Here is a 25704-nt window from a genome sequence, read left to right on the forward strand (position 1 = left end):
ATCCGGCCAAGCGACGCAGGCGAGACGGCATGAGAGGCGGCCTGCTGGCGCTCGCGCTGCTCGCCCTGCCGGTCGCACTCCGCGCGGAGGAGCCGGCGACGCCTGAGGCGGTCCAGAAGGCCCTCGAGGAGAAGGCTCGCCGGGCCGAGAACCTCCGGCGCATCGAGGAGGCGCTGGCCGCCAGCACCGGAGTCCGCGCCAAGTACGAGGCGGAGATCGCCAGCATCGGCGGCGACCGGGCCAAGCTCAACGCCGCCCTCGTCGACGCCGCGCGTCAGGCTCAGGCCACCGAAGTGCGCATGAGCCGCCTGGAGGAGCGCCTGAAGACACTGGGCGCAAGCGAGTCGGCCCTGCGGCGGTCGCTGGACTCCCGGCGCGGCGTCATCGCCGAGATCCTGGCGGCCCTCCAGCGGATGGGGCGGCGCCCGCCACCGGCCGTGCTGGTGCGGCCGGAGGACGTGCTCGCGGTGATCCGGACCTCGATGCTGCTCGGCGCCGTCGTGCCAGAACTGCGTGGCGAGGCCGAGACCCTGGCAGGTGACCTCACCGAACTCGTCAGGCTGAAGGGGCTCATCGCTTCCGATCGCGAAGGTTTGACCAACGATCTGGCCAACTGGGCCCGAGAGCAGCAGCGCCTGAACGCCCTGATCGCGGCGCGGCGCACCCGCCAGGCCGAGATCGAGAGCGGACTGGCCGCGGAGCGGACCCGAACCGCCGAACTTTCCGTCCAGGCGCGCAGCCTCAAGGACCTCCTCGACCGGATGGAGGGGGAGGTCGCCTCCGCTCGCCGCGCGGCCGAGGAGGCCCGGGCGGCCGAGACCCGCGAGGCCCGCGCGACGCAGGAGCGCTTCGCTGCCGCCGGCGCTCGGGATCCGGCCCGGCTGGCACCAAAGGTGCGCTTCGTCGATACCCGTGGCGACCTGCCGCGTCCGGTCAGCGGTGCGCTCCTGCGCAGCTTCAACCAGCCCGACGGCAACGGTGGCACGACCCGCGGCATATCGCTCGCGACCCGGCCGAAGGCCGTGGTTTCGTCACCGGCCGATGGCTGGGTGTCCTTTGCCGGGCAATTCCGCTCATACGGGCGTCTCTTGATCATCAACGCCGGCGATGGCTACTATCTCTTGTTGGCGGGGATGGACCAGATCAACGTCGAGGTCGGCCAGTTCGTGCTTGCGGGCGAGCCGGTGGCGGCGATGGGGGAGAGCGGGACCGGCGCCGATGCGGCGGCCGGCGATCGCGGCGATCCGGTCCTGTACGTAGAGTTCAGAAAAGACGGCGGCTCCATCGACCCGGAGCCTTGGTGGGCGAAAAGCCCCAGCGAGAAGGTTCGCGGATAATGCGCAAGGTTTCCCTCGTTCTGCTCGGCGCGTTCATCGGCGTCGGGTCCTCCATGGTGGCGACCCAGACCCGCCTGCTCTCCGGGACCAGCGCGGTCGCGGCCTCCGCCGAAACCTACCGCCAACTCAGCCTGTTCGGCGACGTGTTCGAGAAAGTGCGCACCGACTACGTCGAGAAGCCGGACGAGGCGAAGCTGATCGAGGCGGCCGTCAACGGCATGCTGACCTCCCTCGACCCGCATTCGAGCTACATGGATTCCAAGAGCTTCCGCGACATGCAGGTGCAGACCCGCGGCGAGTTCGGCGGCCTCGGCATCGAGGTCACGATGGAGGACGGCCTGATCAAGGTCGTGACCCCGATCGACGACACCCCCGCCTCGAAGGCCGGCATCCTCACCAACGACGTCATCACGCAGATCGACGAGGATCAGGTCCAGGGCCTGACCCTGAACCAGGCCGTCGACAAGATGCGCGGCCCGGTGAACTCGCCGGTGAAGCTGAAGATCAGCCGCAAGGAGTCGAAGGACCCGATCGAGGTCACGCTCAACCGCGACGTGATCAAGATCAAGCCCGTGCGCTCCCGCGCCGAGGGCGGTGACGTCGGCTACATCCGCCTGACCCAGTTCAACGAGCAGACCTTCGACGGCCTGCGCGCGGCGATCGACAAGCTGAACACCGATATCGGCGCCGACAAGCTCAAGGGCTACGTGCTCGACCTGCGCAACAATCCCGGCGGTCTCCTCGACCAAGCCGTGATGGTGTCGGACGCCTTCCTCGACCGTGGCGAGATCGTCTCCACCCGCGGCCGCAACCCGGACGAGACCCAGCGTTTCTCGGCCAAATCCGGCGACCTGACCAAGGGCAAGCCCATCGTGGTGCTGGTGAACGGCGGGTCCGCTTCGGCTTCCGAGATCGTGGCGGGCGCCCTGCAGGACCACAAGCGTGCCACGGTGCTGGGCACGCGCTCGTTCGGCAAGGGCTCGGTGCAGTCGATCATCCCGCTCGGCGGCAGCGGTGCCCTGCGTCTGACCACGGCGCGGTACTACACGCCGTCGGGCCGCTCGATCCAGGCCAAGGGCATCGAGCCGGACCAGGAGGTCCTGCAGGAGGTGCCCGATGAGCTGAAGGGCAAGGACGAGACCAAGGGGGAGGCCGGCCTGAAGGGGCACCTCAAGCAGAAGGATGTCGAGGAGCGCGGCGGTTCGTCCGCCTACGTTCCGCCGGATCCGTCCAAGGACAAGCAGCTCATCGCCGCCTTCGATTTCCTGCGCGGCATCCAGAAGGGTGCGGCCAATACGCCGAAGGCGGCCGTTCCGAACTGAACTGGATCCGCCTCGCCTTAGCGAAGCGTTAACCATGACGGCCCCCAATGTCGGTTCAGGACCGACGCTGGGGGCCGTCGCCGTTTCGGCCATGACCCCGACGATCGTCGGTCCGGGAGCCTGGGGAAGCGGCTGCGCGTGGCCACCGACGACATCCTGACCCGTCCGCTCGGCGGCAAGCCGACCGCCGGCCAGCGCCTGCGGTCGTTGCGACAGGTGCGGGTGAACCCCCCGATGATCTTCAGCGGACTCCTGGCGGGTCTCGTCCTCGGTGCCAGCATCCTCGTCGTGGCCGGCGATCCCGAAGGGGGCGAACCGAGCGCGGTGGCGGTCATCGCGCTTCGTGAACCGGCGGTCCCGGAGCCGGCCGTGCAGGCGGCCGCCCGGCCCGAGGCGCCGAAATTCGGTCCGAGCAGCGCGAGCGACGTCGAGAACGCCTCGGGCGTGACCGTGGTGCGCCCGACCGGCACGGCGGCGCCTACCGACGCGGTGGTGATCCAGGTCCCGTCGGCGGCGCCGGAGAAGCTGAGCGCCGCCCCGGATCCGCGCCTCGTCGAGCGCGGGCGCCACGGCAACATTCCGCGCCTCGGGGACGGGCGCCTGCGCGCCCTTGACGTCTACGCGCGGCCGGATGCCGGTGGCGCCGGTCCCCGCATCGCCATCCTGGTGTCCGGCCTGGGGATCGGGCAGGCGGCCACGGCCAGCGCCATCACCCGGCTGCCCCCCGCGATCAGCCTCGGCTTCGCCCCCTACGGCAGCGATCTTGAGCGGACCGTGGCGCGGGCCCGCGAAGCCGGGCACGAGGCCCTGCTCCAGGCGCCGATGGAGCCCTTCGACTATCCCGACAGCGATCCCGGTCCCCAGACGCTGCTCACGAGCTCGCGCCCGCCGGAAAATCTCGACCGCCTGAGCTGGGTCATGAGCCGGTTCTCCGGCTTCGTCGGCATCGTCAACTACATGGGCGCGAAGCTCACCAGCGACCCGGCCGCCCTGGAGCCGGTCCTGCGCGAGATCGGCGCCCGCGGCCTCGGCTTCGTCGACGACGGAACCTCGCCGCGCTCTCTCGCCGCTTCGCTGGCCGCTAAGGTGAAGGTACCCGTCGCCCGGGCCGAGATCGTGCTCGACGCCCTGCCGCGTCCCGAGGCCATCGACCGGGAACTCGCCCGGCTCGAAGCCCAGGCCCGGCAGAAGGGCTTCGCCTTCGCCTCCGCATCCGCCCTGCCGATGAGCATCGAGCGGATCGCCCGCTGGGCCGCCGAGGCGGAGGCGCGCGGCATCCGGCTCGTCCCGGTCAGCGTTGCCCTGCGGGGCGGTGGTCCGAATACCCGGCTCACCAGCGCGAAACCCTGAGGCGTTCGCGCCGACGGCCCGACCTGGAATTGCGCTCTGCCGCCGTTTCGTGCGTTGCGGCACATGCCGCGCCTGCCTATGGTCGCGCCCATGACCGCATCCCCGATCGCCGGCGGCGCCGACCTCCCGTACCGTCCCTGCGTCGGCATCACGCTGATCTCGCGCGCCGGTCTCGTCTTTATCGGCCGGCGGCGTGCCGATGCCGGGCCGGAGCACGTGGCGGACGGACGGGCTTGGCAGATGCCCCAGGGCGGGATCGACGAGGGCGAAGATCCGGCCGCGGCCGCCCTGCGCGAGCTCTACGAGGAGACAAACGTCGCGCCCGGTTCGGTGGTCCGCCTCGGGGAGACCGCGGGTTGGCTTTCCTACGACCTGCCGCCGGAGGTGCTCAAGCAGGCCTGGAAGGGGCGCTACCGCGGCCAGACCCAGAAGTGGTTCGCCTTCGGCTTTCTCGGTTCCGACGACGAGATCGACGTCGCGACACCCGGCGACGGAGCCTTCAAGTCCGAGTTCGACGCCTGGCGCTGGGAGCCCATCGCCGGGCTGCCGGACCTGATCGTGCCGTTCAAGCGGCCGGTCTACGAGGGCGTGGTTCAGGCCTTCGCGGGACTCACGGCGTGGCGCGCCCCCGCGTGACGGCCTGACGCCCGATGCGATGGTGGTCGATCCCGATCCTGTTGGTGCTCGGATGGTTCGCGTACACGCTGACACCGCTCTGGGCGCTCTACGATCTCGCCCGTGCGGTGCAGGCGCACGACACCGACTACATCGGCCGGCACGTCAACTTCCGCACCCTGCGCTTGTCGGTGATCCGTCAGGCCGCGGCGGCTGCGCAGGCGCGCGATCCGGCGGCACCCGACGCCGAGCCACGGGAGCGCCAGCGCATCGCCGAGGCCGCCGCCGCCCTGGCGATCCCCATCGCCGAGGCCCTGGTCACGCCCGCCACGGTGGTCGATCTCCTCGATGACGGCTGGCCGCAATCGGTGGAGCTCGGCCGCAACCCGCCGGAGGGCAAGTCCGGGGGTGGGGGCCTGCGCATCGACAGCCTGCGCCGGCTGATCCCTTTCTACCTCGCCTCGGAGATGCGAGGGTTTCGCACCGTCGTGATCGGCGTGCCGCCTGAGGCCGGCCGCGACCGCCGTCTGCGGATTCGCCTGCGCCTGCGCGGCTGGACCTGGCGCCTCGTCGATATCGAGCTCAACGACGAGCTGCGCGAGCGCATCGCCCAGGCCTTCGCGCGCACCGGCGCGAAGGCCCGCTGAGAGGTCGGATCCGCTTCAATCCGCGTCCTCGGTGCCCCGATTGGTGAACCGCGCATTGCCGAGCCCGGTGCCGATGGTGAGAACGCCCCACCGCGTCACGGTCTTGCGGTCCGGAACCTCGCTGAGGCCCTGCACCACGGCGTCGTTGTGCATCACCACCATGGTCGGATGCTCGCCGATGCGGGGGATCGCCGCCGTGATGCGCTCGACGAGATTGAAGTCGCTGCCTTCCCAGTTGCCGGGCAGGTTCTGCCCGCCGCGATCGATCGTGCCGTCGGCCTCGATCATGCCGGGGCAGCCGATGCCGAGGAAAGGCGCCAGGGTTAGGTTGGCGCGGTCCGCCCGCCGGATCAGGTCGTTGAGCATGCCCACGAGGCGCTCCACCGCCTCGTCGCGGCTGGGCATCGGATCCTCGTCGCAATGGCGCCAGATTTCGGAGCGCCAGACTTCGCTGCGCGACAGATCTGCGGCCTTCCTGAGGTTCGTGACCACGACCCCCGCGCGGATGTTGCTGCCGCCGATGTCGACGGCGAGCAGGCTGTCGTAACCGGAGAACATCCAGGACGGCGCCAGGTGCACGGCGCCGATCAGGCCGCCTTCGTCGGGATGGTGCCGGATCGGTTCGAGGGTGATGTCGAGGCCCCCGGCGCGCAGGAGGAAGCCCGCGCGCGCGACCGCGAGGCGGCCGGCCCGGCTGTCGGAGAAGCCGCCGCCGACCACGATCGCCTCGGTGCCCTCCCAGCCGTCCTGGCCGAGAAAGAGGCGGGCCACCCGCGCGAGCTCCTGGGCAAAATCCTCGACGGCACTGAGCACCACGCCGGAGGCGAGGGGATCGTCGCCGAGCAGGATCTGGTCCAGTCGACGCTTGGAGAAGTCGCAGCTGTCCTTGTCGCCGAGGGGATCGTCGCCGAGCGCGCGCAGGCGCTCCCGGCACGCTTCCAGCATCTCGCGGAACGCAGACTTCGAAACCCGGTCGCCGATGAAGCCGTCGCCGTCCTTCAGCTCGATATTGTAATCGTCGACCACCACCGACGGCAGCCGTTGCGCCGCGTGCGCGATGCCCGCCTCGCGGATCTGAGTGTCCTTCGCCATGCCTGTCCGCCTGCCCTGTGCCTGGTCCTTACGCGCAGCTCAACGCACGGGGCGTTCACTTGGGCTTGGCGGTTTCGCCCGGGGCCGGCGCCTTCGGCTCGCGAGCCTCCATCAGGTCCTCGGCCTTGTCCTCGTCGGTGTCGCCGCCGCGCTCGATCGTCTTCTCGGGATTGGAGGCCAGGGCGCGTACGATCTCGACCAGGCGCTCGCACTCCGCGGCGTACTTGTAGGTCTCCAGCACGATGGCGGCGTCGCGCAGCGTGCGCAGGTCGCGCACCGTCTGCTTGTTGGCGGTCTCGCGCAGCTCGGACTTGCCCGCGATCGCCTCCTCGAGCTTGGCGCCCTTCACGTCGCAGGCTGCCGAAGCGGCCGCTGTGGTGGCGAGGAGAACGAGGAGGGGGGCGAAGAGAGGGCGCATGCGAGGGCTCCGGACTCCGGTGGCCGAACCCGCGCCGCGCGCGGTCCGGTCTCAGCCGTGATGGGGGTGGGAACGCAGAATCTCGTTGGCGAGGGCCACGAGATGGCTCAGGCGGTAGGGTTTCGGGACGAAGACGGACTGGGTGACCGCATCGGCCTGGGAAAGATGGCCGCGCCCGCCCGAGGTGTAGACCACCGGCAGGTTCGGCAAGTGCCGGCGGGCGCGATGCGCGAGGGTGATCCCGTTCGTGTTGCGGGCCAGATCGATATCGGTGAAGAGCAGGTCGACGCGCTCCCGCGCCAGGATGTCCTCCGCCGCATCGGCATCGGCGGCGGTGAGGACGCGGTAGCCCTCGTCGAGCAGCGCCTCGGCGGCGAGCTCGCAGACCATGGCCTCATCCTCGACCACCAGGACGGTCTCGGCGGCGCCGCGGGGGCTGAAGGCGGGATGGGCGGGAAAGGCGCAGGCGAAGGAAATCATGACGCAACTCCTACTCACCCGGCGTGAGCCCCTGGGGGCCGGGCCGGATCGCAAGACAAACGGGTCGCCCAGGCGCATCGTTCGCCGCCGATCACTCCAATTGCGCGGACTTGGTAAGCGAAGCTTTAACCCTGCGGGTCGGCCGGTGAATGGACGCGCGTCCAGCCGATGACCCGTCCCTGGCACCTCGGCTTCGGCCTGATCCTCACGGCCCTCGCCGGCTACGTGGACGCCCTCGGTTTCATCCGGCTCGGCGGCCTCTACACCTCGTTCATGAGCGGGAACACGACCCAGTTCGCGGTCTCCGTCGGGCACGGCGACCCGCATCACGCCATCCTGCCGGCCCTGCTGATCGTGGCCTTCCTCCTCGGCGGCATCTGCGGCGGCGGCCTGTCGGCCCTGACGCCGGCACGCTGGGTCACCCCGGTCATCCTCGGCTTCGAGACCGCGATCGTCGGGGCCGCCTTCGAGGCCGCCACGGCCGCACCTGATTCGGGCATCGCCTCGCTGATGCTGGCCCTGGCCATGGGCGCGCAGAACGCCGTCCTGTCCCACGTCCAGGGTTTCCGGGCCGGGACCACCTTCGTCACCGGCGCCCTATTCGGCCTGGGCCAGAAGCTCGCCCTGGCGCTCGCCCGGCGCGGAGCGCGCACGGCCTGGATCGGCGACGGCGTCGTCTGGTTCTCGCTCCTCTTCGGATCGGTGGCCGGGACGGTCGCCTACGGGAAGCTGGCGTTGTATGCCCTCGCCATTCCCGCCGGCATCGCCGGCCTCCTCGCACTCCTGGCGACGGTCCTGACGGCGCGTGCGGCGCCGGCGAGGGCCGCCGCGGGGAAATGAGCCCGCGAGACCCTGGTTGAGAGATCCGCTGCGATGAGTGCCCCCTCCCTTCTCGATCACGTGACGCCGGTCGCGGCCGGCGCCCATGTCACCGCCACGGTGTGGCTGAAGGACACTCTCGCCCTCGCCCTCGGGGACGGAGGTGTGCTCCTGGCCTCCGGTGCCGAGACCCGCCGGGTCGAGGTCCACCCGGAGGCGGGCATCCTCGTGGCGGCCGGCGACGGGCGCCGCCTCGTGACCGGCGGCGACGATGGCCGGGTCGTCGTGACCTCGGACACGGGCGACGTCGTCGAGGTCGCGACCGCCAAGAACGGCGCCTGGATCGACGCCCTCGCCCTGCATCCCGAGGGCGGCCTCGCCTATGCGGCCGGGCGCAACGTCGTCGCCCGCGACGCCAAGGGACGGGAAAAGACCTTCGCGGCGCCCTCCACGGCCCGCGGCCTCGCCTTCGCGCCCAAGGGCTACCGCCTCGCGGTCGCGCACTACAACGGCGCCACCCTCTGGTATCCCAATCTCGACACCGCTCCCGACTTCGTCGAGTGGAAGGGCTCGCATATCGACGTGACCTGGTCGCCCGACGGCCGGTTCGTGGTGACGACGATGCAGGAGAATTCCCTGCATGGCTGGCGCCTCCAGCCCGATCGCGGCCACATGCGGATGTCGGGCTATCCCGCCAAGGTTCGCTCGGTCTCCTGGTCGGGCGACGGCCACTGGCTCGCCACCAGCGGCGCGGAGGCCGCCATCGTGTGGCCGTTCGATTCCAAGGAAGGTCCCACCGGCAAGGCGCCGCGGGAATGCGGCGTGCGCCCCGCCCGGGTCTCGCGGGTGGCGTTCCATCCCAAGGCCCTGGTGCTGGCCATCGGCTACGAGGACGGGTGCATCCTGCTCGTTCGCTTCTCCGACGCTTCGGAACTGCTGGTGCGCCACGCGGTCAAGGGCAGCGGCATCTCGGCCCTGGCCTGGGACGGACGCGGCAGTCGCCTCGCCTTCGGCTGCGCCGACGGGCAGGCCGGCATCCTCACCCTGCCGGCCTGACAGCGATGGCGCTGTTCGGCTTCGGTACCCGCCGGCCTCCGGCCGACCAGGGCGCCCGAGAGGCGATCGTCGCCTGGGTCCGCCGCCACGGCGGGCTCGCGGACCCCGTCGTCGTCAAGGCGAGCGAGATCGTCTGCGCCGATCCGGCCTGCCCGGGCACCGAGACCGTCATCCTGATCCTGGCGCCCGGGCGCCCGACCCGGGCCGTGAAGGTCGCGCGGCCCATGCCCGAGGTCACCGAGGCCGATATCGTCGCGGGCCTCGCGGGGGAGGGGGCTCCGTCGGAACCTTGAGCGTCCGCCCGGAACCTGCCGTGCCGTCGCACCCTTGTCCCACACCGTCACCCACGCGGAGAGGCCGGTGTTTCGTGTCCTACGCACCCTGGGGCTCGCCCTCGGACTCCTCGGCGGCGCCATTGCGGCGCAGGCTCCGGAATTTGCCCAGCAATACGCTCAGCGCCTCGGCGGCACGCTGGACGAGTTGCACCGGGTGGTCTCCGGCTTCGAGGCCGATGCCAGCGCCACCGGGCGCAGCCGCGACGATGCGGTGGCGCGCCTGCGCGGCGACGGCGACCCGCTCGTCGCCCGCCGCGGCGAGGCGGCCCGACAGGACATCGCGCGTCTCGCCGCCCTGGATCGCCAGCGGGAGGAACTCGCGGAGGCCGGCGGCCCCCTCGGCCGCGTCGTCGCGCTGATGCGCGATCCCGACCTCTCCCTCGCGCGGGCCACCTATCAGGATTACGCCCCCGCCATCCCGACCACCGCCGACGGCCTGACCGCGGGCCTCGTCGGCTTCCTCGCCACCTGGGCTGGCTGGCGCATCCTTGCCGATTTCGTCCGGCGCCTGATCGCGGGCCGCAACCGCCGGCCCGTGACCCGGCCGGCGTGAGGTGCCCGGTCCGCCCGCGAGGGCGCGACTGTTGCGCTGCGTCTACAGCTTGGCCCCCGCGGCTGCACTAGGGTCTGGTCGTTAGCGCACGGGCCTCATCCTGGCGCCGTTTCACGGCCTCCATCGAACCCATGGCGCGCGCTCCCTCCACTTCGGTCGATCCAGCCCTCGATGCCGCGGCCCTGCTGCGCCGCATCGGGTTCATCGGCCTGTTCGTGATCATCCCGGTGGCCGCCCAGGTCGCCAGGAGGGCCGTGGTCATCCTGGCGCCGATCGCCATCGCGCTGCTGCTCCTGGCGAGTGCCATCGACGGCCGGGCCCGCCCGGTCCGGCCGGCCTCTTCCCGCCTGTTGCGCTCGTCCGCCTTCCTGGCCGGCTGCCTCGTGATCCTGTGGTCGGCGCTGTCGCTGGTCTGGACGCCGTTCCTCAGCCTCGCCACCGAGCGGCTGCTGAACGTGATCGCCACGCTGCTGATGATCATGGCCGCCTATCTCGCCCTGCCGGACCGCATGCGCTCGGCCAACCTCTACCTCCTGCCGGTGGGCGTGGCGGCGGCGGCCGTCTTCGCCATCGGCCTCGGACTCACGGGGCAGGGGCCGTTCGGCCAGGGCCTGCTCGGCGCCGACGAGGACGCGATCCTGGATCGAGGCCTGATCCTCCTCGTCCTGTTTCTCTGGCCGGCCGTGTCCTGGCTCCGGTCGCGCGGGCGCAACGGCGAGGCCCTCGGGGTCGCGCTGTTAGTGTCGGTCGCGCTCCTCGTCTCCCCCGGGCCGACCACCCTGGTCGCCCTGGCGGTGGGCGCCGTCGCCTTCGCGCTCGCTGCGTTCCGGCCGGTCCTGGCGCCGCGGCTCCTCGGGGTCACGGCGGCCGCCCTGCTGGTGCTGGGTCCGATCCTGCCCTTCGTCGCCCGGCCGATCGGCGCCACGGTGTTCGGCGGCCGTGCGCCCGGCGTTCTCAGCCTCAAGGCCTGGCAGACCATCGTCACCAGCGAGCCCCTGCGGCTCGTCACCGGGCACGGCCTCGAGACGGCCCTGCGCGGGCGCTACGTCAATCTGCTGCCGATGAATGCGCCGCGCACCCTGCTGTTCGAGCTCTGGTACGAACTCGGCCTGGTGGGAGCCTTCGCCGCCGCGTTCGCCCTGCACGCCGCGATCCGGCGGGCGGGCCGCGAGGCGTCCGTGCTGGTGCCGGGTGCGATGGGAGCCTTTGCCTCGGCCTTCCTCATCGCCTGCATCGGCGTCGGGATGACGGTGATGTGGTGGCTCACCACACTGGCCCTCGCCGTCCTGGTCTTCGTCGCGGTCGAGCGCGGGCAGTTCCGCACCCGCCGGCCGAAGGCCAGCCTGCTTGCCTCCATCCGGAAGGCCTGAGCGCCTCAGGCGTCCGCGGCCGCCTCGATCGCCTCCATGTCGGCGTCGGACAGCCCGAAATGGTGACCGATCTCGTGGACCAGGACATGCGTGACGAGGTGCCCGAGGGTCTCGTCGTGCTCGGCCCAGTCGTCGAGCAGGGGGCGGCGGTAGAGCCAGACCTGGTTCGGCATCTGACCGGTCGCCAACTCGCCGCTCTGGGCGAGACCGATGCCGCGGAACAGGCCCAGGAGATCGAACGGGCTCTCGCAGTCCATCTCGCGCAGGGTCTCCTCGTCGGGGAAGTCCTCGACGTGGATCACCAGGCCGGCGCAGAGATTGCGGAACGCCAGGGGGAGGTTGGCGAACGCCGCGTGCGCCAAGTCCTCGATCGTGCCGAGGTCCGGCGCCCGGGCCGAGGTCCAGTCCGGCACGGTCCCGCCGCTCATGCGAATTCCGGCAGCACGCGCTTCGCCAGGAAGCCGGCGAGGTCGCTGGTGATGTGGTCGATATGCGGTTCGCGCACCGCCTCCTGCTCGAAGGCCTCGCGGAACGGATCGATGGTCGGCGGGACCACCAGCACGGTGGACATGCCGATGTCGTGCGGCACGATGAGGTTGCGGGCGATGTCCTCGAACAACGCCGCCCGGCGCGGCTCCACCCCGTGTCGCTTGAGGAAGCGCTCGTAGGTGGAGCGCTCGGGCTTGGGGATGAAGTCGGCGTCGGCGATGTCGAACACGTCCTCGAAGTGATCGAGGATGCCGAGCTTGGCCGCCACGTTCTCGGCGTGCCGGCGCGATCCGTTGGTGAGGATGAGCTTGCGGCCCGGAAGGCGCTCGATGGCGTCGCCCAGCGCCGGGTCGAGGCGGATCGACGAGTGGTCGATGTCGTGGGCGAAGTCGAGGAAGTCGTGTGGGTCGATCGCGGCCTCCACCATCAGCGCCTTCAGGGTCGTCCCGTAGCGATGATAGAAGTACTTCTGCAGGGCCCGGGCCGAGAGCCCGTCGAGCCCGTAGAGGCGCATCACGAAGAGGGTGATGCGCTCGTCCACCTGCGGCCAGACGCGGGCATCGCTCGGATACAGCGTGTTGTCGAGATCGAACACCCAGGTGTCGACGTGGCGAAAGCCGCGGGATTGGGCGGTGGTGAAGTGAGTTTCGCCGGGCAGGAACAAGGTGTGTCGATGTGGTTCTGGATGGGCCGCGAAGCCCGGCCGTTCGAGATGGGGACCGGGTACCGCGAAGGGAAGCGGGGCGCTTGCTTTTCAGAGCATGGCCTTGGGCATCCCGCAAGCATCCCCGTCGTTCCGGCCGTTCAGCCGGTCGTCCGATTGGCCCGCCAGTCGCGCCATCCCTGCGACGATCAGCGGTAGAATGATCGGGGTTTAGGCAAAATCAGGCCGATTTGGAATCTAAATAGGCAGCCTATTCGAAAGCGCGGCGCTATTTTGCTTGTGAGCGGAAAGACGTGGCACAGGTGCCAATTTAACCTGACATATACGAACGCCCGGCTATTCGATCATGACGGTATTGCGCGACATCGAAGTCTGCTGCCGGCCCCGTGTGGCGGGAGAAATTGCATTGCTTGCTCGCGATTTCATGAACTTCTTCGACGCCTCCAGACGGCAGGGTGTGATCCTCTCCTTCGGTGGCGACATCTCCGAGAACGTGATGTTCTCCCTCGGCGAAGTACTCAAGCTGCGCATGAGGCAGGGCGAGACCGACGCGTCGGTGGCCAAGCGCGTCTTCGCGATCTTCGTCGAGCAGGCCCAGAACGTCATCCGCTACTCGGCGGACAAGGTCGTGAAGCCGGCAGGCCCGGAGGCGGGCCTGATCAGCAACGGCGTCATCGTCGTCGGCATGGAGGGCGGGCGCTTCTACGTCGTCTGCGGCAACGAGCTGCCCGGATCCGACGTGCAGCCGTTGCGCGCCCGCCTCGACCACATCGCGAGCCTCAGCAGCGACGAACTGAAGGCCTACTACCGCGAGAAGCTGCGCCAGCCGCCGGACGAGGGCAGCCTCGGCGGCAGCATCGGCCTGATCGAGATCGCCCGGCGCTCCAGCGCACCCGTCGAGTTCGACTTCCAAGACCTCGGCGCCGGGCGCAGCTTCTTCTGCCTCAAAGCCTATATCTGACGGGCCGACCATCGATGGACCGAATCCAGCTTGCCGCCACGGACCGCTCGCCGCAGGTCGATTTCGACTTCGCGACCGGGCACCTGTCCCTGCAGGGCGAATCCTACCCCGAGGATGCGGCCGCCTTCTTCGGCCCCCTGCTCCAGGCCCTGCGCACCTACCTGATGCAGGCATCGGGACCGCCGATCGTGTTCGAGGTCGGTCTCGCCTACTTCAACTCGTCGAGCGCCAAGGCGCTGATGAACCTGTTCATGCCCCTGGAGGACGCGGCCGAGCAGGGGCGCACGGTGACGGTGCGCTGGCGCTTCGCCGACGGCGACGAGACCATCGAGGAGGCGGGCGAGGACTTCGCGGCCGACTTCTCCCATGCGCGCTTCGAGATGGTGAGGGCGGCGGCATGACCCGCGCGATCAGGGCCGTCACCGCCGGCGCCGCCGAATCGACGCCCGATTCCTTCAGTCTGTACGACGCCGAGGAGGCGGTGCTGACCCGTACCGAGGCGATGCTCTCGGGCCTCTCAGACGTGGCCGGCGGTGTTCAGGCGCTGGCCGACGCCTATCGCCGGGGCTACCGCGAGCAGCGGCGGTTGGTGCGGATGAGCGACCGGATGCAGCTCGACCTTCAGAAGGCGAACCATTGCCTCGCCGAGCAGCGTCGTGACCTCCAGGCCCTCAATGCTGCCCTGTCGAGCGAAATCGAGCACCGGACCCGCCTGGAGGCCGAGTTGCGGCGCCTCGCCGACATCGACGACCTGACCGGCGCCCTGGCGCGTCGCCGCTTCATGGAGGTCGCGGCGCGCGAATGGCTGCGCCACGGCCGCAGCGGCGCCCCGGTCTGCATCCTCATGCTCGACCTCGACCGCTTCAAGCTCCTCAACGACAGTTTCGGCCACGCCGCGGGCGACGCCGCGCTGGAATCCTTCGTGGCGACCTGCCGGGCCAGCTTGCGCACCCTCGACTTCATCGGCCGCACCGGCGGGGAGGAATTCGCCATCGTGCTGTCGGACACGGGCCTGGAGGCGGGCTTCGCCTTCGCCGAGCGCCTGCGCGAGGCCGTCGCCGCAACACCGGTGCCGACGATGGATGCCGCCATGCGGATCACCGTGAGCATCGGCGTCGCCCAGGCTCAGCCTGGGGAGAGCCTGGAGGCCGCGATGCAGCGGGCCGACGCGTCCCTCTACGCGGCCAAGGACGGCGGCCGCAACCGCGTCGCGCTCAGGTCCGGCACGCCCGATGCTCCTGGAGGTGCGACCCGCCGATGAATGCCGAGGCCGCAAAGATCGAAGCCGCAGGGTCCCGGCCCGCTGCGTCCGCGCGCCCGCGGGGCGGTTCCCTGCGTGGGGCCGGTCCTCGACGCAGCAGCGATTTCCTCAAGGCCGCCGGCTTCGTCGACGTGCCCACCGCCGAGCCGGGGTCGATGCGTCCCGGTGCCCTGCGGGGCTCGGCCCAGGGGCGCGACCTCGACAGCCTCGCCCACACTCTCTTCCTGCGGATCTACCCCGTCATCGCGGTCGTCGTGCTGGTCACCCAGATCGGCATCGCCTGGGTGAATTACCGCGATCAGCTCCACCTCTACACCGAGCGCGCCGACCTCATGGCGTCCCTGACCGCCAAGGCCATCGCCGGCCCCGACTGGAGCGCCAGCCCGCAGGTCTATCGCCGGCCGATGGAGGCGCTGACCCTGGATCCTGCGTTCCGTGCCGCCACCCTGCGCGATGCCGCCGGCAACGTATTGATCTCCCTTGGCGAGGCGCGGCGCGGGCGCTCTTTCGAGGAGATCACCGCCCGGGCCGACCTCGCCGGCGCCCCGGGTGGGGCGCCCGTGGGACGGCTGACCCTGTCGATCTCCGCCGAAGCCCTGCGCGGCAATGCCGAGAAGCAGGCGGTGCTCGCCGTCGTGACCAGCCTGATCCTGATGCTCGCCTTCGTGCTGACCCTGCACGCCAACGTGCGCCGCCACGTGCTGGGTCCTCTGAAGCGCCTGCTGCTCGCCATGCGCGAAGTCGAGCACAAGCGCTGGGTGCCGGTGGAACTGGATGGGGCGTTCCGCGCAAGCAACGAGATCGACGTCATCTCACAGGCCTTCAACCGCATGGTCGACGGCCTGCGCTCCGGCGACGAGGCCAGGTACCTGCTGCAGCAACTGGAACAGGCACACCGGAAGCTGGAGGACGCCAACCACCTCGTGATGGAGAGCATCGGCTATGCCCGCCGCATCCAGAGTTCGGTGCTGCCCGAGCGCTCCGCCCTCGACGGCAGCGGCCTCGAGGTTGCGGTGCTCTGGGAGCCGCTGCACATGGTGGGTGGCGACTACTTCTGGCTCGAGGAGATCGACGGTCTCGGCATCCTGCTGGTCGCCGACTGCACCGGGCACGGGGTGCCGGGCGCCTTCCTCACCCTCATCGTCGCCACCGCCCTCGATCGGCTGATCCACGAGCGCGGCCTGCGCGACCCGGCCGCGATCCTGGAGGCTCTCGACGGCATGGTCCGGACCCGGCTGCGCCAGGATGGACGCGGCGCGGAATCCGATGACGGCCTCGATTGCGGTCTCTGCATTTGGGACCCGGTCGCGTCCGAGATCCGCTTCGCCGGCGCCGGCACGGCGCTGACCACCATCGACGGCGCGGCGGTGACCCGCATCCGAGGGAGCAAGCGCGGCCTCGGCTATCCGCAGCGTCCGGGCGAGCGCTTCGCCGTCGAGGAGAGCCGCCTGCGCGTCACGTCCGGCATGACCCTCTACCTCATGACCGACGGCATCACCGATCAGATGGGCGGCCCCGGGCCGGCCCGCCGCCTCCTCGGCCATCGCGGCGTGACCCAGATCCTGGGCAATCACCAGGCGGCGCCCCTCTCGGAGCAGGTGACGATCCTCGACGCGGCGCTCGCCGACTACCGTGGCGGCGAGAGCCGGCGGGACGACATGACCCTGGTGGCCTTCCGGCCCCGCGCGACCTGAGCGCGGGGCCGGTTCAGCCCCGGCGGATCAGGGTGCCGGCACCGTAATCGGTGAACAGCTCCAGCAGCACCGCGTGGCTGACCTTGCCGTCGAGGATGACCACCGCCTCGACGCCCTGCTCCAGGGCGTAGATGCAGGTCTCCACCTTGGGGATCATGCCGCCCGTGATGGTGCCGTCTGCGATCAGCCGGCGACAATCGTCGATCGACAGCTCCGGGATGAGCTTCTTGTCCTTGTCGAGCACGCCCGGGACGTCGGTGAGCAGAAGCAGGCGCTTGGCCCGCAGAGCCCCCGCGATCGCACCCGCGAAGGTGTCGGCATTGACGTTGTAGGTCTGCCCGTCGGCACCGAAGGCCACTGGCGCCAGGACCGGGATCAGCTCGGCCTTCAGCACGGCGTCGAGCACGCCGCGCTCGACATGCTCGGGCTCGCCGACGAGGCCGAGATCGACCTCCTGCTCGGTCTGGCTCTCGGGATCGATGACGGTGCGGGTGGCTTTGCGGGCCCGCACCATGTTGCCGTCCTTGCCGCAGAGGCCGACGGCACGTCCGCCCTCGGCCGAGATCCAGCCGACGATCTGCTTGTTGATCGAGCCGGCCAGCACCATCTCGACCACCTCGACGGTGGCCTCGTCGGTGACGCGCAGGCCGCCGCGGAACTCCGATTCGATCCCGAGCCTGCCGAGCATCCGCCCGATCTGCGGACCGCCGCCATGGACCACGATCGGCTTGAGGCCGGACTGCTCCAGGAGCACGATATCCTCGGCGAAATCCTCCGCCGCCGCGCGGTCGCCCATGGCATGGCCGCCATACTTGATGACCACGATCTCCTGGTCGTAGCGCTGCATGTGCGGCAGCGCCTGAACCAGGACCTCGGCGCGCACATGGACGTTGGGCAGCGGTTCTTTCATCGTGGGGCTCGTCCTCGATGGCGCGTCGGGCACCGCGCGCGACGCGGGGCTTCTAGCGCAGCAAGGCGACGCTGCGAAGCAGCCCGAGGACGAATTTCGGCGGGCATGCCGGGTTTCGTCCGACCCGGCCGGGCTGACGGCTGCGGGGAGGCGAACCGGCCGGATGCAACCGCACCCTGGTAAGTGTTCCTTAAGGTTGACGAATCATGATCGGCCCACCGCCCGGGATTTTGCACCATGCCCAATGCCGATCCGTTCCTTCCGCGTCCCACCCTGCTGAGCCCGCACCACATCGCCAGTGCGGTCGACCGGCTCGGCGCCCAGGCCGCCTCGCCCTCCGAGGTCTGGCGGCTCCTGACCGACCACTTCACCGTCGACCTCGACGCCGTCGCAGCCGTTCTTCCGCGCTCCGAGCCCGAGCCGCACTGGCTGCAGACCCGCCGCTGAACCGCGCCGCCGGCGGACCGATCTCCGCCGGAAGCCGATCGGCTTCCACAGCAAGAAACGACGCTGGCACACGCCGTGCTTGGCTCTCGTCAACAACAACGATGCGGGGAAACACCAAGGCAACGATCACGCGGCCGCTCGAACGCCGGAGCCACACCGCGGACCTTTTTCGCCATCTCGAACAAGGGGTCCGTCATGTCCGAATTGCTCTCCGTCGCCCTCGTCTGCGCCGCGACGCTCCTCGCCAAGGATTGCTCGCGCGACACCGCCCTCGACGTCATCGTCGCCCCCGCTCGCACCCCGATGGATTGCCTGATGCACGGGCAGGTCGCGGCGGCCTCCACCGGCCTGGCCGGGGGCGAGAACCGCTACCTCAAGGTCACCTGCGAGCGCCGCCACGCCGACCTGCGCCACCTGCGCCGCGCCGGCTACGCCGCCGCGATCGTGCTGGTGGTCCGCGACGGATTGTGACGCATCGGATCGGGTCGAGTCGCCGCGCGACGGACCGGCCGTCGGCCCGGCCGCAACCGGCTCGTGCAACGGTTTGACGGGGTTGCGTCCGTCTGGTCTCTTCGGCGTCCGATCATCGTTGCCGGATGCCTTCATGCCACGTTTCCTGACATTGGTCCTCGCCGCCGCGCTGGTCCAGCCAACCCTCGCTGGCGCCGAGACCCTCACCATCGAGGGGGTCGGGATCGGCCGCGACCTCGATTGCGGGGGCAAGGATGTCGGGATCTACGGGGCCGAGAACGCGATCGTCCTGACCGGTCGGTGCGGCCTCATCACGGTGCATGGCTCGAAGCACACGGTGAGCTTCGAGGAGGGGGCGGCCGTGGCCGTCTCCGGCGCCGACAACCGTGTCACGGGAGGCCGCACCCAAGACGTGACCGTCAGTATCGCCCAGAACAGCGTCACGGCGACCTTGGGCGGCGCAGACAGCCCCGGCACGCTCGACGTCTCGGGCGCACAGAACCACGTCTCCCTGGTGCTGGCAGGCCCCACCCGCTTCACCGTGCAGGGCGCGAACCACGCGGTGGAATGGACGCGCAGCGAGGGGGCTCCCAACCCGGAGGTCCAGGCCTCGGGCATCAAGAACACCATCAAGAGGAAGCCGTAAGTCGCGCATCGGGGCGGCCGACGAGCCGGCGGGTTCCGAGCCTTTCCGGCCTCCCGTCCCTCGCCGGATCGGAGGGGCTCCGGACGCGCTTTCTTCCGCGAGCACGGGGGTATCCCCTCCGTGGCTGGCTCACATGGCGGAGGGAGCGGGACGTGACGGCCCCCGCACGACCGCCCGCACCGGTCATCGACGGCTGATACGACGTTCCGGCCCGCGCTGTCTGCGGGCTTTGGCCGAGCTCCCGGGCGGGGCCGAAGGCGTGACGGGACCGCATTTCTGCGTCGACTCCCGTGTCCGCCGACGTGATGGTCTGAAGCCGAGCTCCTCCGAGACTCAGGCAATGCCGTCACGGGATCCGGCTCGACGCCGACTTCGCGGCATGGTCCCGCTAGGCAGCCTCGATCCGGATCGTGTCGCTGGGCCGGAGTGTCCCGCCCGCCAACACCTCCGCGTAGACGCCGCAATCGGTATGGCCGAGATGCTGCGAGAGCGTGCGCGGGATCGCGAGGTCGCGCTGGCCCGTGACCGGATCGACATTCGTCGCCGCGCAGCGCTGCGTGCGCTTGTGGATGCGCAGGCGCACGCCCCCCGGCGCGGTGAGTGTGCGGTCGACGAGGTCGAGTTCGGCCCAAGGAGCGAGACCCGTGATGTGGAGGTTCGCCCGGAATCGGAGCGGGTCAACCGCCGCGCCGGTCATGGTCTCGACGGCCGCGACGCTGGCGAGGTTGAGGAGCGAGACGAAACCGCGCGGCGAATCCGTGAACCGGTATCCGGCGGGCGCCGTGAGAACCCGCGCGGCTCCGCGCAGCGACCCGGGCATGTAGCCGGTGAGGAAGGCCTCGATCGCCTCGCGTCCCTCCGGTCGGGCGAGGTCGCCGCGCGCCGCGACCCTGCCGCCCTGGCGGATCGTCAGCGTGCCGTCCTCGGGGTCGTAGCGCGTGTCGAGCTGCGCCAGCGCCTCGTCGCGCATCAGCATCAGGAACTTGATCTTCGGCTGGTGCACCGGTGCCGCCGGGTCGAAGCCCGAGGATCCGTTCTCCACGGCGAACAATCGGTCGCCGGGAAAGTAATCTCCCGCCGCGAGGGTCGCGTATGCCATCGGCTCGGGCGAGAGCCCCTTCACGGGGTATCGGTAGAGGGCGTCGAGGTGGAGGCTTGGCGCGTCGGTCATGCGCCGAGCGTGGCCCTGAAATGCATCCGCGCGCAAGGCTTCGCCGCGCCCGCATTCCGTTGCCTCGCACCCTTGTGGTGCCGATATGCAACACCACATCCCGATTACCGGCGGCCAGGTGGCGCCGGGGTCTCCAGCGGCAGCGGCCGTGGGGGCGACGTTTCGGCGACCGGCCGTGCCGCGTGGAGCGGGCAGCGGGTCGAGCCGACACGGGGAGGTGGGACACAGATGAATTTCGAGATCTATACCGAGCGCGCCCGCGGCTTCGTCCAGGCGGCGCAGAGCCTCGCGATGCGCGAGGGCCATCCACAATTCCAGCCGGGCCACATCCTCAAGGTGTTGCTCGACGATCCCGAGGGCCTCTGCGCCGGTCTGATCGACCGGGCCGGCGGCCAGTCGCGGGTCGCCCTCGCGCAGACCGAGGCCTGGCTCGCCAAGCAGCCGAAGGTATCCGGCAACGCGTCCCAGCCGCAGGCGACGCGCGAACTCGTTCGCCTGTTCGACACCGCCGAGAAGGCCGCCGAGAAGGCCGGCGACAGCTACGTCACCGTGGAGCGTCTGCTCCTCGCCCTTGCCGTGGAGAAGGACACCGAGGCCGGCCGCGCGCTGGCGGCGGCGGGCGTCACCGCGGCCTCGCTCAACGGCGCGATCAATGCCCTCCGCAAGGGCCGTACCGCCGACAACGCCACGGCCGAGAACGCCTACGACGCTCTGAAGAAATATGCCCGCGACCTCACGGAAGCGGCGCGCGAAGGCAAGCTCGACCCGGTGATCGGCCGCGACGAGGAGATTCGCCGCACCATCCAGGTCCTGTCCCGGCGCACCAAGAACAACCCCGTTCTCATCGGCGAGCCCGGCGTCGGCAAGACCGCCATCGTCGAGGGCCTGGCCCTGCGCATCGTCGACGGCGACGTGCCGGAATCGCTTCGTGAAAAGAGCCTGCTCGCCCTCGACATGGGCGCGCTGATCGCGGGCGCGAAGTATCGCGGCGAGTTCGAGGAGCGTCTGAAGGGCGTGCTCTCCGAGGTCACGGCGGCCGAGGGCGGCATCATCCTGTTCATCGACGAGATGCACACCCTGGTCGGGGCCGGCAAGGCGGACGGGGCGATGGACGCCTCCAACCTCCTGAAACCCGCGCTGGCCCGCGGCGAGTTGCACTGCGTCGGCGCGACCACCCTCGACGAGTTCCGCAAGCACGTGGAGAAGGACGCGGCGCTTGCCCGGCGCTTCCAGCCCGTCTTCGTGTCCGAGCCCACCGTCGAGGACACGGTCTCGATCCTGCGCGGGATCAAGGAGAAGTACGAGCAGCACCACGGCGTGCGCATCCAGGATGCGGCGCTGGTGGCGGCCGCGACCCTGTCGAACCGCTACATCACCGACCGCTTCCTGCCGGACAAGGCCATCGACCTGATGGACGAGGCCGGATCGCGCCTGCGCATGCAGGTCGATTCGAAGCCGGAAGAGCTCGACAACGTCGACCGCGAGATCGTGCGCCTGAAGATCGAGGGCGAGGCCCTGAAGAAGGAGACCGATTCCGCCTCCCGCGACCGCCTGGTGCGGCTGGAGAAGGAACTGGCCGACCTCGAGGAGCAGTCCGCCGCGATCACCTCGCGCTGGAAGGCCGAGAAGGACAAGCTCGGGGCCGCCGCCGACCTTAAGAAGAAGCTCGACGAGGCCCGAAACGAGCTCGCCTCGGCACAGCGCCAGGGCCAGTACCAGCGCGCGGGCGAACTCGCCTACGGGGTTATCCCGGGCCTGGAGCGTCAACTCGCCGAGATCGAGGCGCAGGCCGAGAGCACCGTCGTCCGCGACGGCATGGTCGAGGAGGCCGTGACGCCGGCTCACATCGCGGGCGTCGTCTCGCGCTGGACCGGGGTTCCCGTCGACAAGATGCTGGAGGGCGAGCGCGACAAGCTCCTGGCCATGGAGACGGCCCTGGGTGAGCGCGTGGTCGGGCAGCGCGAGGCGGTGGAGGCGGTGGCGACCGCCGTGCGCCGGGCGCGCGCCGGTCTCCAGGACCCGAACCGGCCGATCGGCTCGTTCATCTTCCTGGGCCCCACGGGTGTGGGCAAGACCGAGCTGACCAAGGCCCTGGCCGGCTTCCTCTTCGACGACGACACCGCCCTCGTGCGCCTCGACATGTCGGAATACATGGAGAAGCACTCCGTGGCCCGGCTCATCGGCGCGCCCCCGGGCTATGTCGGCTACGAAGAAGGCGGGGCGCTGACGGAGGCGGTCCGGCGCCGGCCCTACCAGGTCGTGCTGTTCGACGAGATCGAGAAGGCGCATCCGGACGTTTTCAACGTCCTGCTGCAGGTGCTCGACGACGGGCGGCTGACCGACGGACAGGGTCGGACGGTGGACTTCCGCAACACGCTCCTGATCATGACCTCGAACCTCGGCTCGGAATACCTCGTCAACCAGGGCGAGGGCGATGACACCGATGCCGTGCGCGAGGAGGTGATGGGGGTGGTGCGCAGCCACTTCCGGCCCGAGTTTCTCAACCGGATCGACGAGATCATCCTGTTCCACCGTCTGAAGCGGTCGGAGATGGGGGCGATCGTCGACATCCAACTGAAGCGCCTGCAGAAGCTCCTCGACGAGCGCAAGATCACCCTCGACGTCGAGCCGGAAGCCCGCGACTGGCTCGCCGACAAGGGCTACGACCCGGCCTACGGGGCACGCCCCCTGAAGCGGGTGATCCAGAAGGCCGTGCAGGACCGGCTGGCCGAGCAACTCCTGTCGGGGCTGATCCACGATGGGGAGGCGGTGCCGGTGGAGGTCGGTCCCCTGGGCCTGAAGGTCGGAAAGTCCGGCCTCAGCACCGAGCGCCGTCCGCAGACCGCCACGCTCAACTGAGGCGCGGTGCCGGGGAGGCGGGATCGGGCCCGTGACGGCAACCGCCGTCGCGGGCCTCGTCGTGTCAGGCGGTCACTGTCCGGAACGCAGGACCAGTTTGCGGATGCGGCCGTCGAGATCCTGGAACCGGGCCGAGATGCCGCGTCCGGCGCAGGCCTGGAAGGTGTCTCCGGCGAAGAAGCCGCGGGCGCTCTGCTCGCGGCAGGCCATCAGGGGCGGCACCAGCACGGCGCTGAGGCCGATGATCAGCACCAGGGCGATGTTGAGGATGACGGCGATGAGCCAGCCGAGCGGCGACAGGAACGGCTTCTCGAAATCCGTCCGGCCCCGGTCCGGACGGGTCAGGTCGCGCACCTTCACACCGGCGTGACGCCGTTCCGCCATCCTCGTATCGAGGTCCCGGAACTTCGAGATTTCGGCCACGGACACCGTCTCCCACGCGAGAATTTCGTCCAGCCTACGCGCGGAACCATCAAGGAAGCCTGAAGCGGCGGCCCTGACATTCGCGCGGAACCTTCCTCACCAAGGCTGTGCACCGGCGCGAATACGTCTTGAGCAGACTCGGCATTTGCGGAGAATGCGGCCCCCAAGGCCACGTTCCTCGTTCCCAGGACTTTCCGATGTCGACACCTACGCCGCAGCGCAGCGCTGATCCGGCCGCGACGGACGGTGCCCTGTCGCGGGCGGGCATCCGCTTCACCGCCTGGGCCGAGAAGTGGTTTCCCGACGCCTTCATCTTCGTGGCCATCGCGGTGGTCATCGTGGCGCTGGGCGCACTGGCCAACGGCGCCCCGGCGCCGGCCATCGCCAAGAGTTTCGGCGACGGGTTCTGGAGCCTGATCCCCTTCACCATGCAGATGGCCTTCGTGACCATCGGCGGCTACGTGGTGGCCACGGCGCCCCCGGTCCAGGCGCTGATCGACCGGCTGGCGAGCATCCCGAAGACCGGTCGCGGCGCCGTCGGCTTCGTCGCCGCCGCCACCATGCTATCCTCGTTCCTGAGCTGGGGCCTGAGCCTGATCTTCGGCGGCCTGCTCGCCCGCGCGCTCGCCCGCCGCTCGGAGCTCCGCATGGATTACCGTGCTGCGGGGGCGGCGGCCTATCTCGGCCTCGGCGCCACCTGGGCGATGGGCTTGAGCTCCTCGGCGGCCCAGCTCCAGGCGAACCCCGCGAGCCTGCCGAAGTCGCTCCTGCCGATCACCGGCGTGATCCCCTTCAGCGAGACCATCTTCCTGTGGCAGTCGATGCTCATCGCCGCGATCCTGTTCGTGATGTCGGTGATCATCGCCTACGCCTCCGCGCCGCGCGCGAACACCGCGATGACGGCCGAGGATCTCGGCGTGAACGTCGACCGTGAAAAGCCCGATCTCGGCCGGCCCGAACAGCCCGGCGAGTGGCTGGAGCATTCGCCGATCCTGACGATCCTCCTCGTGTTGATCGCCGGCGCCTGGATCTACCAAGAGTTTGCGCGGCAATCCTGGATCACCGCGATCTCGAACCTGAACACCTACAACCTCCTGTTCATCACCCTCGGTCTGCTGCTCCACTGGCGCCCCAAGCGCTTCCTCGTGGCGGTGGCCAAGGCGGTGCCGGCCACGGCCGGCATCCTCATCCAGTTCCCCCTCTACGCGGCCATCAGCGCGATGCTGACCGGGCCGAAGAACGCGGCCGGGATCTCGGTCTCCGAGGTGATCACCCACGCCTTCGTCAGCCTGAACACCACGGGCAGCTTCCCGATCTCGATGGGCGTCTACTCGGCGGTGCTCGGCTTCTTCGTGCCGTCGGGCGGCGGCAAGTGGCTGCTCGAGGCGCCCTACGTGATGCAGGCGGCCAACGAGCTCCAGGTCCACCTCGGCTGGGCCGTGATGGTCTACAACGCAGCCGAGGCGCTGCCGAACCTCATCAATCCGTTCTGGATGCTGCCGCTGCTGGGCATCCTCGGCCTGAAGGCGCGGGACATCGTCGGGTTCAGCTTCCTGCAACTCCTCATCCATCTGCCCGTCGTGCTTTTCCTGCTCTGGGCGCTGGCCTTCACGCTGACCTACCACCCGCCGGTGATGCCGTAGGCGGCGGCCGGAAGTCGGATCGGAGCAGAAAACCCATGCGCGTCGCCGTCCTGCCGGTCCTGTCGATTCTTCTCTTCGGGAGCCTGTCCGCCTTGGCCCAAGACCGCCTGCCGCCGATTCCGGCCGATGCCCTCAGCCCGGAGCAGAAGACCGCCTCCGAGGCTTTCCTCGCGGCACGAAAGACGCCGGTCTTCGGTCCGTTCGTGCCGCTCCTGCGCAGTCCCGAGCTGATGACCAACGCCAGCAACATGGGGCTGCACCTGCGCTACCGCAGCGTGCTGCCCCTGCGGCTGAGCGAGTTCATCATCCTGATCACCGCCCGGGAATGGACGCAGCAGCTCGAGTGGCACATCCACGCGCCGATCGCCCTGAAGGCCGGCCTCGATCCGGCCATCGTCACGGCGATCCAGGAAGGCCGGCGGCCGGATGCGATGGGACCGGAGGAGGCGCTGGTCTACGCGTTCTCGACGGAGCTGCACCACAACAAGGGTGTGAGCGACACCACCTACGCGCGGGCGGTCCAGACCTTCGGCGAGCAGGGCGCCATCGAGATGGCAGGGATCAACGGCTACTACACGCTGCTCGCCATGAGCATGAACATGGCCCGGACCGCCCTGCCGGGCGGGGCGGCGCCGCAGCTGCCGCCCCTGGTCCCCTGAGGAAGCCACCTC

General features: G+C 69.9%; 28 protein-coding genes. 20 read left to right on the forward strand and 8 right to left on the reverse strand.

Annotated elements, in window-relative coordinates; all coding sequences use genetic code 11:
- Positions 1 to 29 precede the first annotated feature (29 nt).
- The 5 genes from AC0IWM_RS04875 to AC0IWM_RS04895 all read left to right on the forward strand — a co-directional run bounded on the left by AC0IWM_RS04875 (position 30) and on the right by AC0IWM_RS04895 (position 5271).
- Positions 30 to 1337 carry a murein hydrolase activator EnvC family protein gene (locus tag AC0IWM_RS04875; RefSeq protein WP_471753323.1) on the forward strand — a complete coding sequence of 436 codons (1308 nt, stop codon included), beginning with the start codon at positions 30 to 32 and terminating at the stop codon, positions 1335 to 1337.
- Entirely contained in the window at positions 1337 to 2659 is a 1323-nt protein-coding gene (locus AC0IWM_RS04880; protein WP_471753324.1) for a S41 family peptidase, read from the forward strand. Before AC0IWM_RS04875 ends, AC0IWM_RS04880 begins: the two co-directional genes overlap by 1 nt.
- Before the next feature lie 132 nt (positions 2660 to 2791).
- Positions 2792 to 4009, forward strand: coding sequence for a divergent polysaccharide deacetylase family protein (locus AC0IWM_RS04885; protein WP_471753515.1), 1218 nt, complete (start codon positions 2792 to 2794; stop codon positions 4007 to 4009).
- A gap of 78 nt (positions 4010 to 4087) precedes the next feature.
- The gene (locus AC0IWM_RS04890; RefSeq protein WP_471753516.1) at positions 4088 to 4645 is read left to right on the forward strand and encodes an RNA pyrophosphohydrolase; all 558 of its coding nucleotides are present in this window, start codon (positions 4088 to 4090) and stop codon (positions 4643 to 4645) included.
- A 14-nt stretch (positions 4646 to 4659) separates the two neighbouring features.
- Positions 4660 to 5271 (forward strand): DUF2939 domain-containing protein, encoded by a 612-nt coding sequence (locus AC0IWM_RS04895; RefSeq protein WP_056466507.1) that lies wholly within the window; start codon positions 4660 to 4662, stop codon positions 5269 to 5271.
- A gap of 15 nt (positions 5272 to 5286) precedes the next feature.
- Here AC0IWM_RS04895 and AC0IWM_RS04900 read toward each other — a convergent pair whose 3' ends face one another.
- From AC0IWM_RS04900 to AC0IWM_RS04910, 3 genes are read right to left on the reverse strand one after another with little or no spacing between them, the layout of a single operon-like run.
- The gene (locus tag AC0IWM_RS04900; protein ID WP_471753325.1) at positions 5287 to 6363 is read right to left on the reverse strand and encodes an ROK family protein; all 1077 of its coding nucleotides are present in this window, start codon (positions 6361 to 6363) and stop codon (positions 5287 to 5289) included.
- A gap of 55 nt (positions 6364 to 6418) precedes the next feature.
- Positions 6419 to 6781, reverse strand: coding sequence for a photosystem reaction center subunit H (locus AC0IWM_RS04905; protein WP_471753326.1), 363 nt, complete (start codon positions 6779 to 6781; stop codon positions 6419 to 6421).
- 51 nt (positions 6782 to 6832) lie between these two features.
- Positions 6833 to 7261 (reverse strand): response regulator, encoded by a 429-nt coding sequence (locus AC0IWM_RS04910; RefSeq protein ID WP_056466516.1) that lies wholly within the window; start codon positions 7259 to 7261, stop codon positions 6833 to 6835.
- A gap of 168 nt (positions 7262 to 7429) precedes the next feature.
- Between AC0IWM_RS04910 and AC0IWM_RS04915 the strand changes: the two genes are divergently transcribed.
- The 5 genes from AC0IWM_RS04915 to AC0IWM_RS04935 all read left to right on the forward strand — a co-directional run bounded on the left by AC0IWM_RS04915 (position 7430) and on the right by AC0IWM_RS04935 (position 11394).
- Positions 7430 to 8101 carry a YoaK family protein gene (locus AC0IWM_RS04915; protein ID WP_471753327.1) on the forward strand — a complete coding sequence of 224 codons (672 nt, stop codon included), beginning with the start codon at positions 7430 to 7432 and terminating at the stop codon, positions 8099 to 8101.
- A 33-nt stretch (positions 8102 to 8134) separates the two neighbouring features.
- Positions 8135 to 9136 carry a WD40 repeat domain-containing protein gene (locus AC0IWM_RS04920; RefSeq protein WP_471753328.1) on the forward strand — a complete coding sequence of 334 codons (1002 nt, stop codon included), beginning with the start codon at positions 8135 to 8137 and terminating at the stop codon, positions 9134 to 9136.
- 5 nt (positions 9137 to 9141) lie between these two features.
- A complete protein-coding gene (locus tag AC0IWM_RS04925; protein ID WP_471753329.1) occupies positions 9142 to 9429 on the forward strand; it encodes a hypothetical protein in 288 nt (95 codons plus the stop codon).
- A 67-nt stretch (positions 9430 to 9496) separates the two neighbouring features.
- Positions 9497 to 10024, forward strand: coding sequence for a DUF2937 family protein (locus AC0IWM_RS04930; protein WP_471753330.1), 528 nt, complete (start codon positions 9497 to 9499; stop codon positions 10022 to 10024).
- Positions 10025 to 10155: 131 nt separating this feature from the next.
- On the forward strand, positions 10156 to 11394 hold the full coding sequence (locus tag AC0IWM_RS04935; protein ID WP_471753331.1) for a peptide ABC transporter permease: 1239 nt from the start codon (positions 10156 to 10158) through the stop codon (positions 11392 to 11394).
- A 5-nt stretch (positions 11395 to 11399) separates the two neighbouring features.
- Here AC0IWM_RS04935 and AC0IWM_RS04940 read toward each other — a convergent pair whose 3' ends face one another.
- Both AC0IWM_RS04940 and AC0IWM_RS04945 read right to left on the reverse strand, forming a co-directional pair.
- Positions 11400 to 11822: a metallopeptidase family protein gene (locus tag AC0IWM_RS04940; RefSeq protein ID WP_471753332.1), complete on the reverse strand. Its 423-nt coding sequence runs from the start codon at positions 11820 to 11822 to the stop codon at positions 11400 to 11402.
- Positions 11819 to 12547, reverse strand: coding sequence for a pyrimidine 5'-nucleotidase (locus AC0IWM_RS04945; RefSeq protein WP_471753333.1), 729 nt, complete (start codon positions 12545 to 12547; stop codon positions 11819 to 11821). The genes AC0IWM_RS04940 and AC0IWM_RS04945 overlap by 4 nt, the downstream gene beginning before the upstream one ends.
- Before the next feature lie 424 nt (positions 12548 to 12971).
- On the opposite strand from AC0IWM_RS04945, the gene AC0IWM_RS04950 reads away from it, so the two are divergent.
- Genes AC0IWM_RS04950 through AC0IWM_RS04965 form a run of 4 tightly spaced genes read left to right on the forward strand, consistent with a single transcriptional unit; the run spans position 12972 to position 16463 of the window.
- On the forward strand, positions 12972 to 13508 hold the full coding sequence (locus AC0IWM_RS04950) for a SiaB family protein kinase (RefSeq protein WP_243214334.1): 537 nt from the start codon (positions 12972 to 12974) through the stop codon (positions 13506 to 13508).
- 14 nt (positions 13509 to 13522) lie between these two features.
- Entirely contained in the window at positions 13523 to 13909 is a 387-nt protein-coding gene (locus tag AC0IWM_RS04955; RefSeq protein WP_471753334.1) for a DUF1987 domain-containing protein, read from the forward strand.
- Positions 13906 to 14769 (forward strand): GGDEF domain-containing protein, encoded by an 864-nt coding sequence (locus AC0IWM_RS04960; RefSeq protein ID WP_471753335.1) that lies wholly within the window; start codon positions 13906 to 13908, stop codon positions 14767 to 14769. The genes AC0IWM_RS04955 and AC0IWM_RS04960 overlap by 4 nt, the downstream gene beginning before the upstream one ends.
- Positions 14766 to 16463: a SpoIIE family protein phosphatase gene (locus tag AC0IWM_RS04965; protein ID WP_471753336.1), complete on the forward strand. Its 1698-nt coding sequence runs from the start codon at positions 14766 to 14768 to the stop codon at positions 16461 to 16463. The genes AC0IWM_RS04960 and AC0IWM_RS04965 overlap by 4 nt, the downstream gene beginning before the upstream one ends.
- Before the next feature lie 13 nt (positions 16464 to 16476).
- On the opposite strand, the gene argB is transcribed toward AC0IWM_RS04965, so the two are convergent.
- Positions 16477 to 17373, reverse strand: coding sequence for an acetylglutamate kinase (gene argB, locus AC0IWM_RS04970; RefSeq protein WP_056466552.1), 897 nt, complete (start codon positions 17371 to 17373; stop codon positions 16477 to 16479).
- A 237-nt stretch (positions 17374 to 17610) separates the two neighbouring features.
- On the opposite strand from argB, the gene AC0IWM_RS04975 reads away from it, so the two are divergent.
- The 3 genes from AC0IWM_RS04975 to AC0IWM_RS04985 all read left to right on the forward strand — a co-directional run bounded on the left by AC0IWM_RS04975 (position 17611) and on the right by AC0IWM_RS04985 (position 18937).
- On the forward strand, positions 17611 to 17820 hold the full coding sequence (locus AC0IWM_RS04975) for a hypothetical protein (protein WP_471753337.1): 210 nt from the start codon (positions 17611 to 17613) through the stop codon (positions 17818 to 17820).
- Positions 17821 to 18015: 195 nt separating this feature from the next.
- Positions 18016 to 18291 carry a hypothetical protein gene (locus tag AC0IWM_RS04980; protein ID WP_471753338.1) on the forward strand — a complete coding sequence of 92 codons (276 nt, stop codon included), beginning with the start codon at positions 18016 to 18018 and terminating at the stop codon, positions 18289 to 18291.
- 133 nt (positions 18292 to 18424) lie between these two features.
- A complete protein-coding gene (locus tag AC0IWM_RS04985) occupies positions 18425 to 18937 on the forward strand; it encodes a DUF3060 domain-containing protein (RefSeq protein WP_471753339.1) in 513 nt (170 codons plus the stop codon).
- 388 nt (positions 18938 to 19325) lie between these two features.
- Here the strand turns inward: AC0IWM_RS04985 and AC0IWM_RS04990 are convergent, their stop codons facing one another.
- Positions 19326 to 20108 (reverse strand): MOSC domain-containing protein, encoded by a 783-nt coding sequence (locus AC0IWM_RS04990; RefSeq protein WP_471753340.1) that lies wholly within the window; start codon positions 20106 to 20108, stop codon positions 19326 to 19328.
- 228 nt (positions 20109 to 20336) lie between these two features.
- On the opposite strand from AC0IWM_RS04990, the gene clpB reads away from it, so the two are divergent.
- Positions 20337 to 22967, forward strand: coding sequence for an ATP-dependent chaperone ClpB (clpB, locus tag AC0IWM_RS04995; RefSeq protein ID WP_471753341.1), 2631 nt, complete (start codon positions 20337 to 20339; stop codon positions 22965 to 22967).
- Between the two features lie 72 nt (positions 22968 to 23039).
- Here clpB and AC0IWM_RS05000 read toward each other — a convergent pair whose 3' ends face one another.
- Complete coding sequence (locus tag AC0IWM_RS05000) at positions 23040 to 23351, reverse strand: hypothetical protein (protein ID WP_471753342.1); 312 nt, start codon at positions 23349 to 23351, stop codon at positions 23040 to 23042.
- Between the two features lie 236 nt (positions 23352 to 23587).
- Between AC0IWM_RS05000 and AC0IWM_RS05005 the strand changes: the two genes are divergently transcribed.
- Positions 23588 to 25033: a short-chain fatty acid transporter gene (locus tag AC0IWM_RS05005; protein ID WP_471753343.1), complete on the forward strand. Its 1446-nt coding sequence runs from the start codon at positions 23588 to 23590 to the stop codon at positions 25031 to 25033.
- A gap of 35 nt (positions 25034 to 25068) precedes the next feature.
- Positions 25069 to 25692, forward strand: coding sequence for a carboxymuconolactone decarboxylase family protein (locus AC0IWM_RS05010; protein ID WP_471753344.1), 624 nt, complete (start codon positions 25069 to 25071; stop codon positions 25690 to 25692).
- Positions 25693 to 25704 lie beyond the last annotated feature (12 nt).

This window comes from Methylobacterium sp. AC433 (assembly GCF_979253015.1).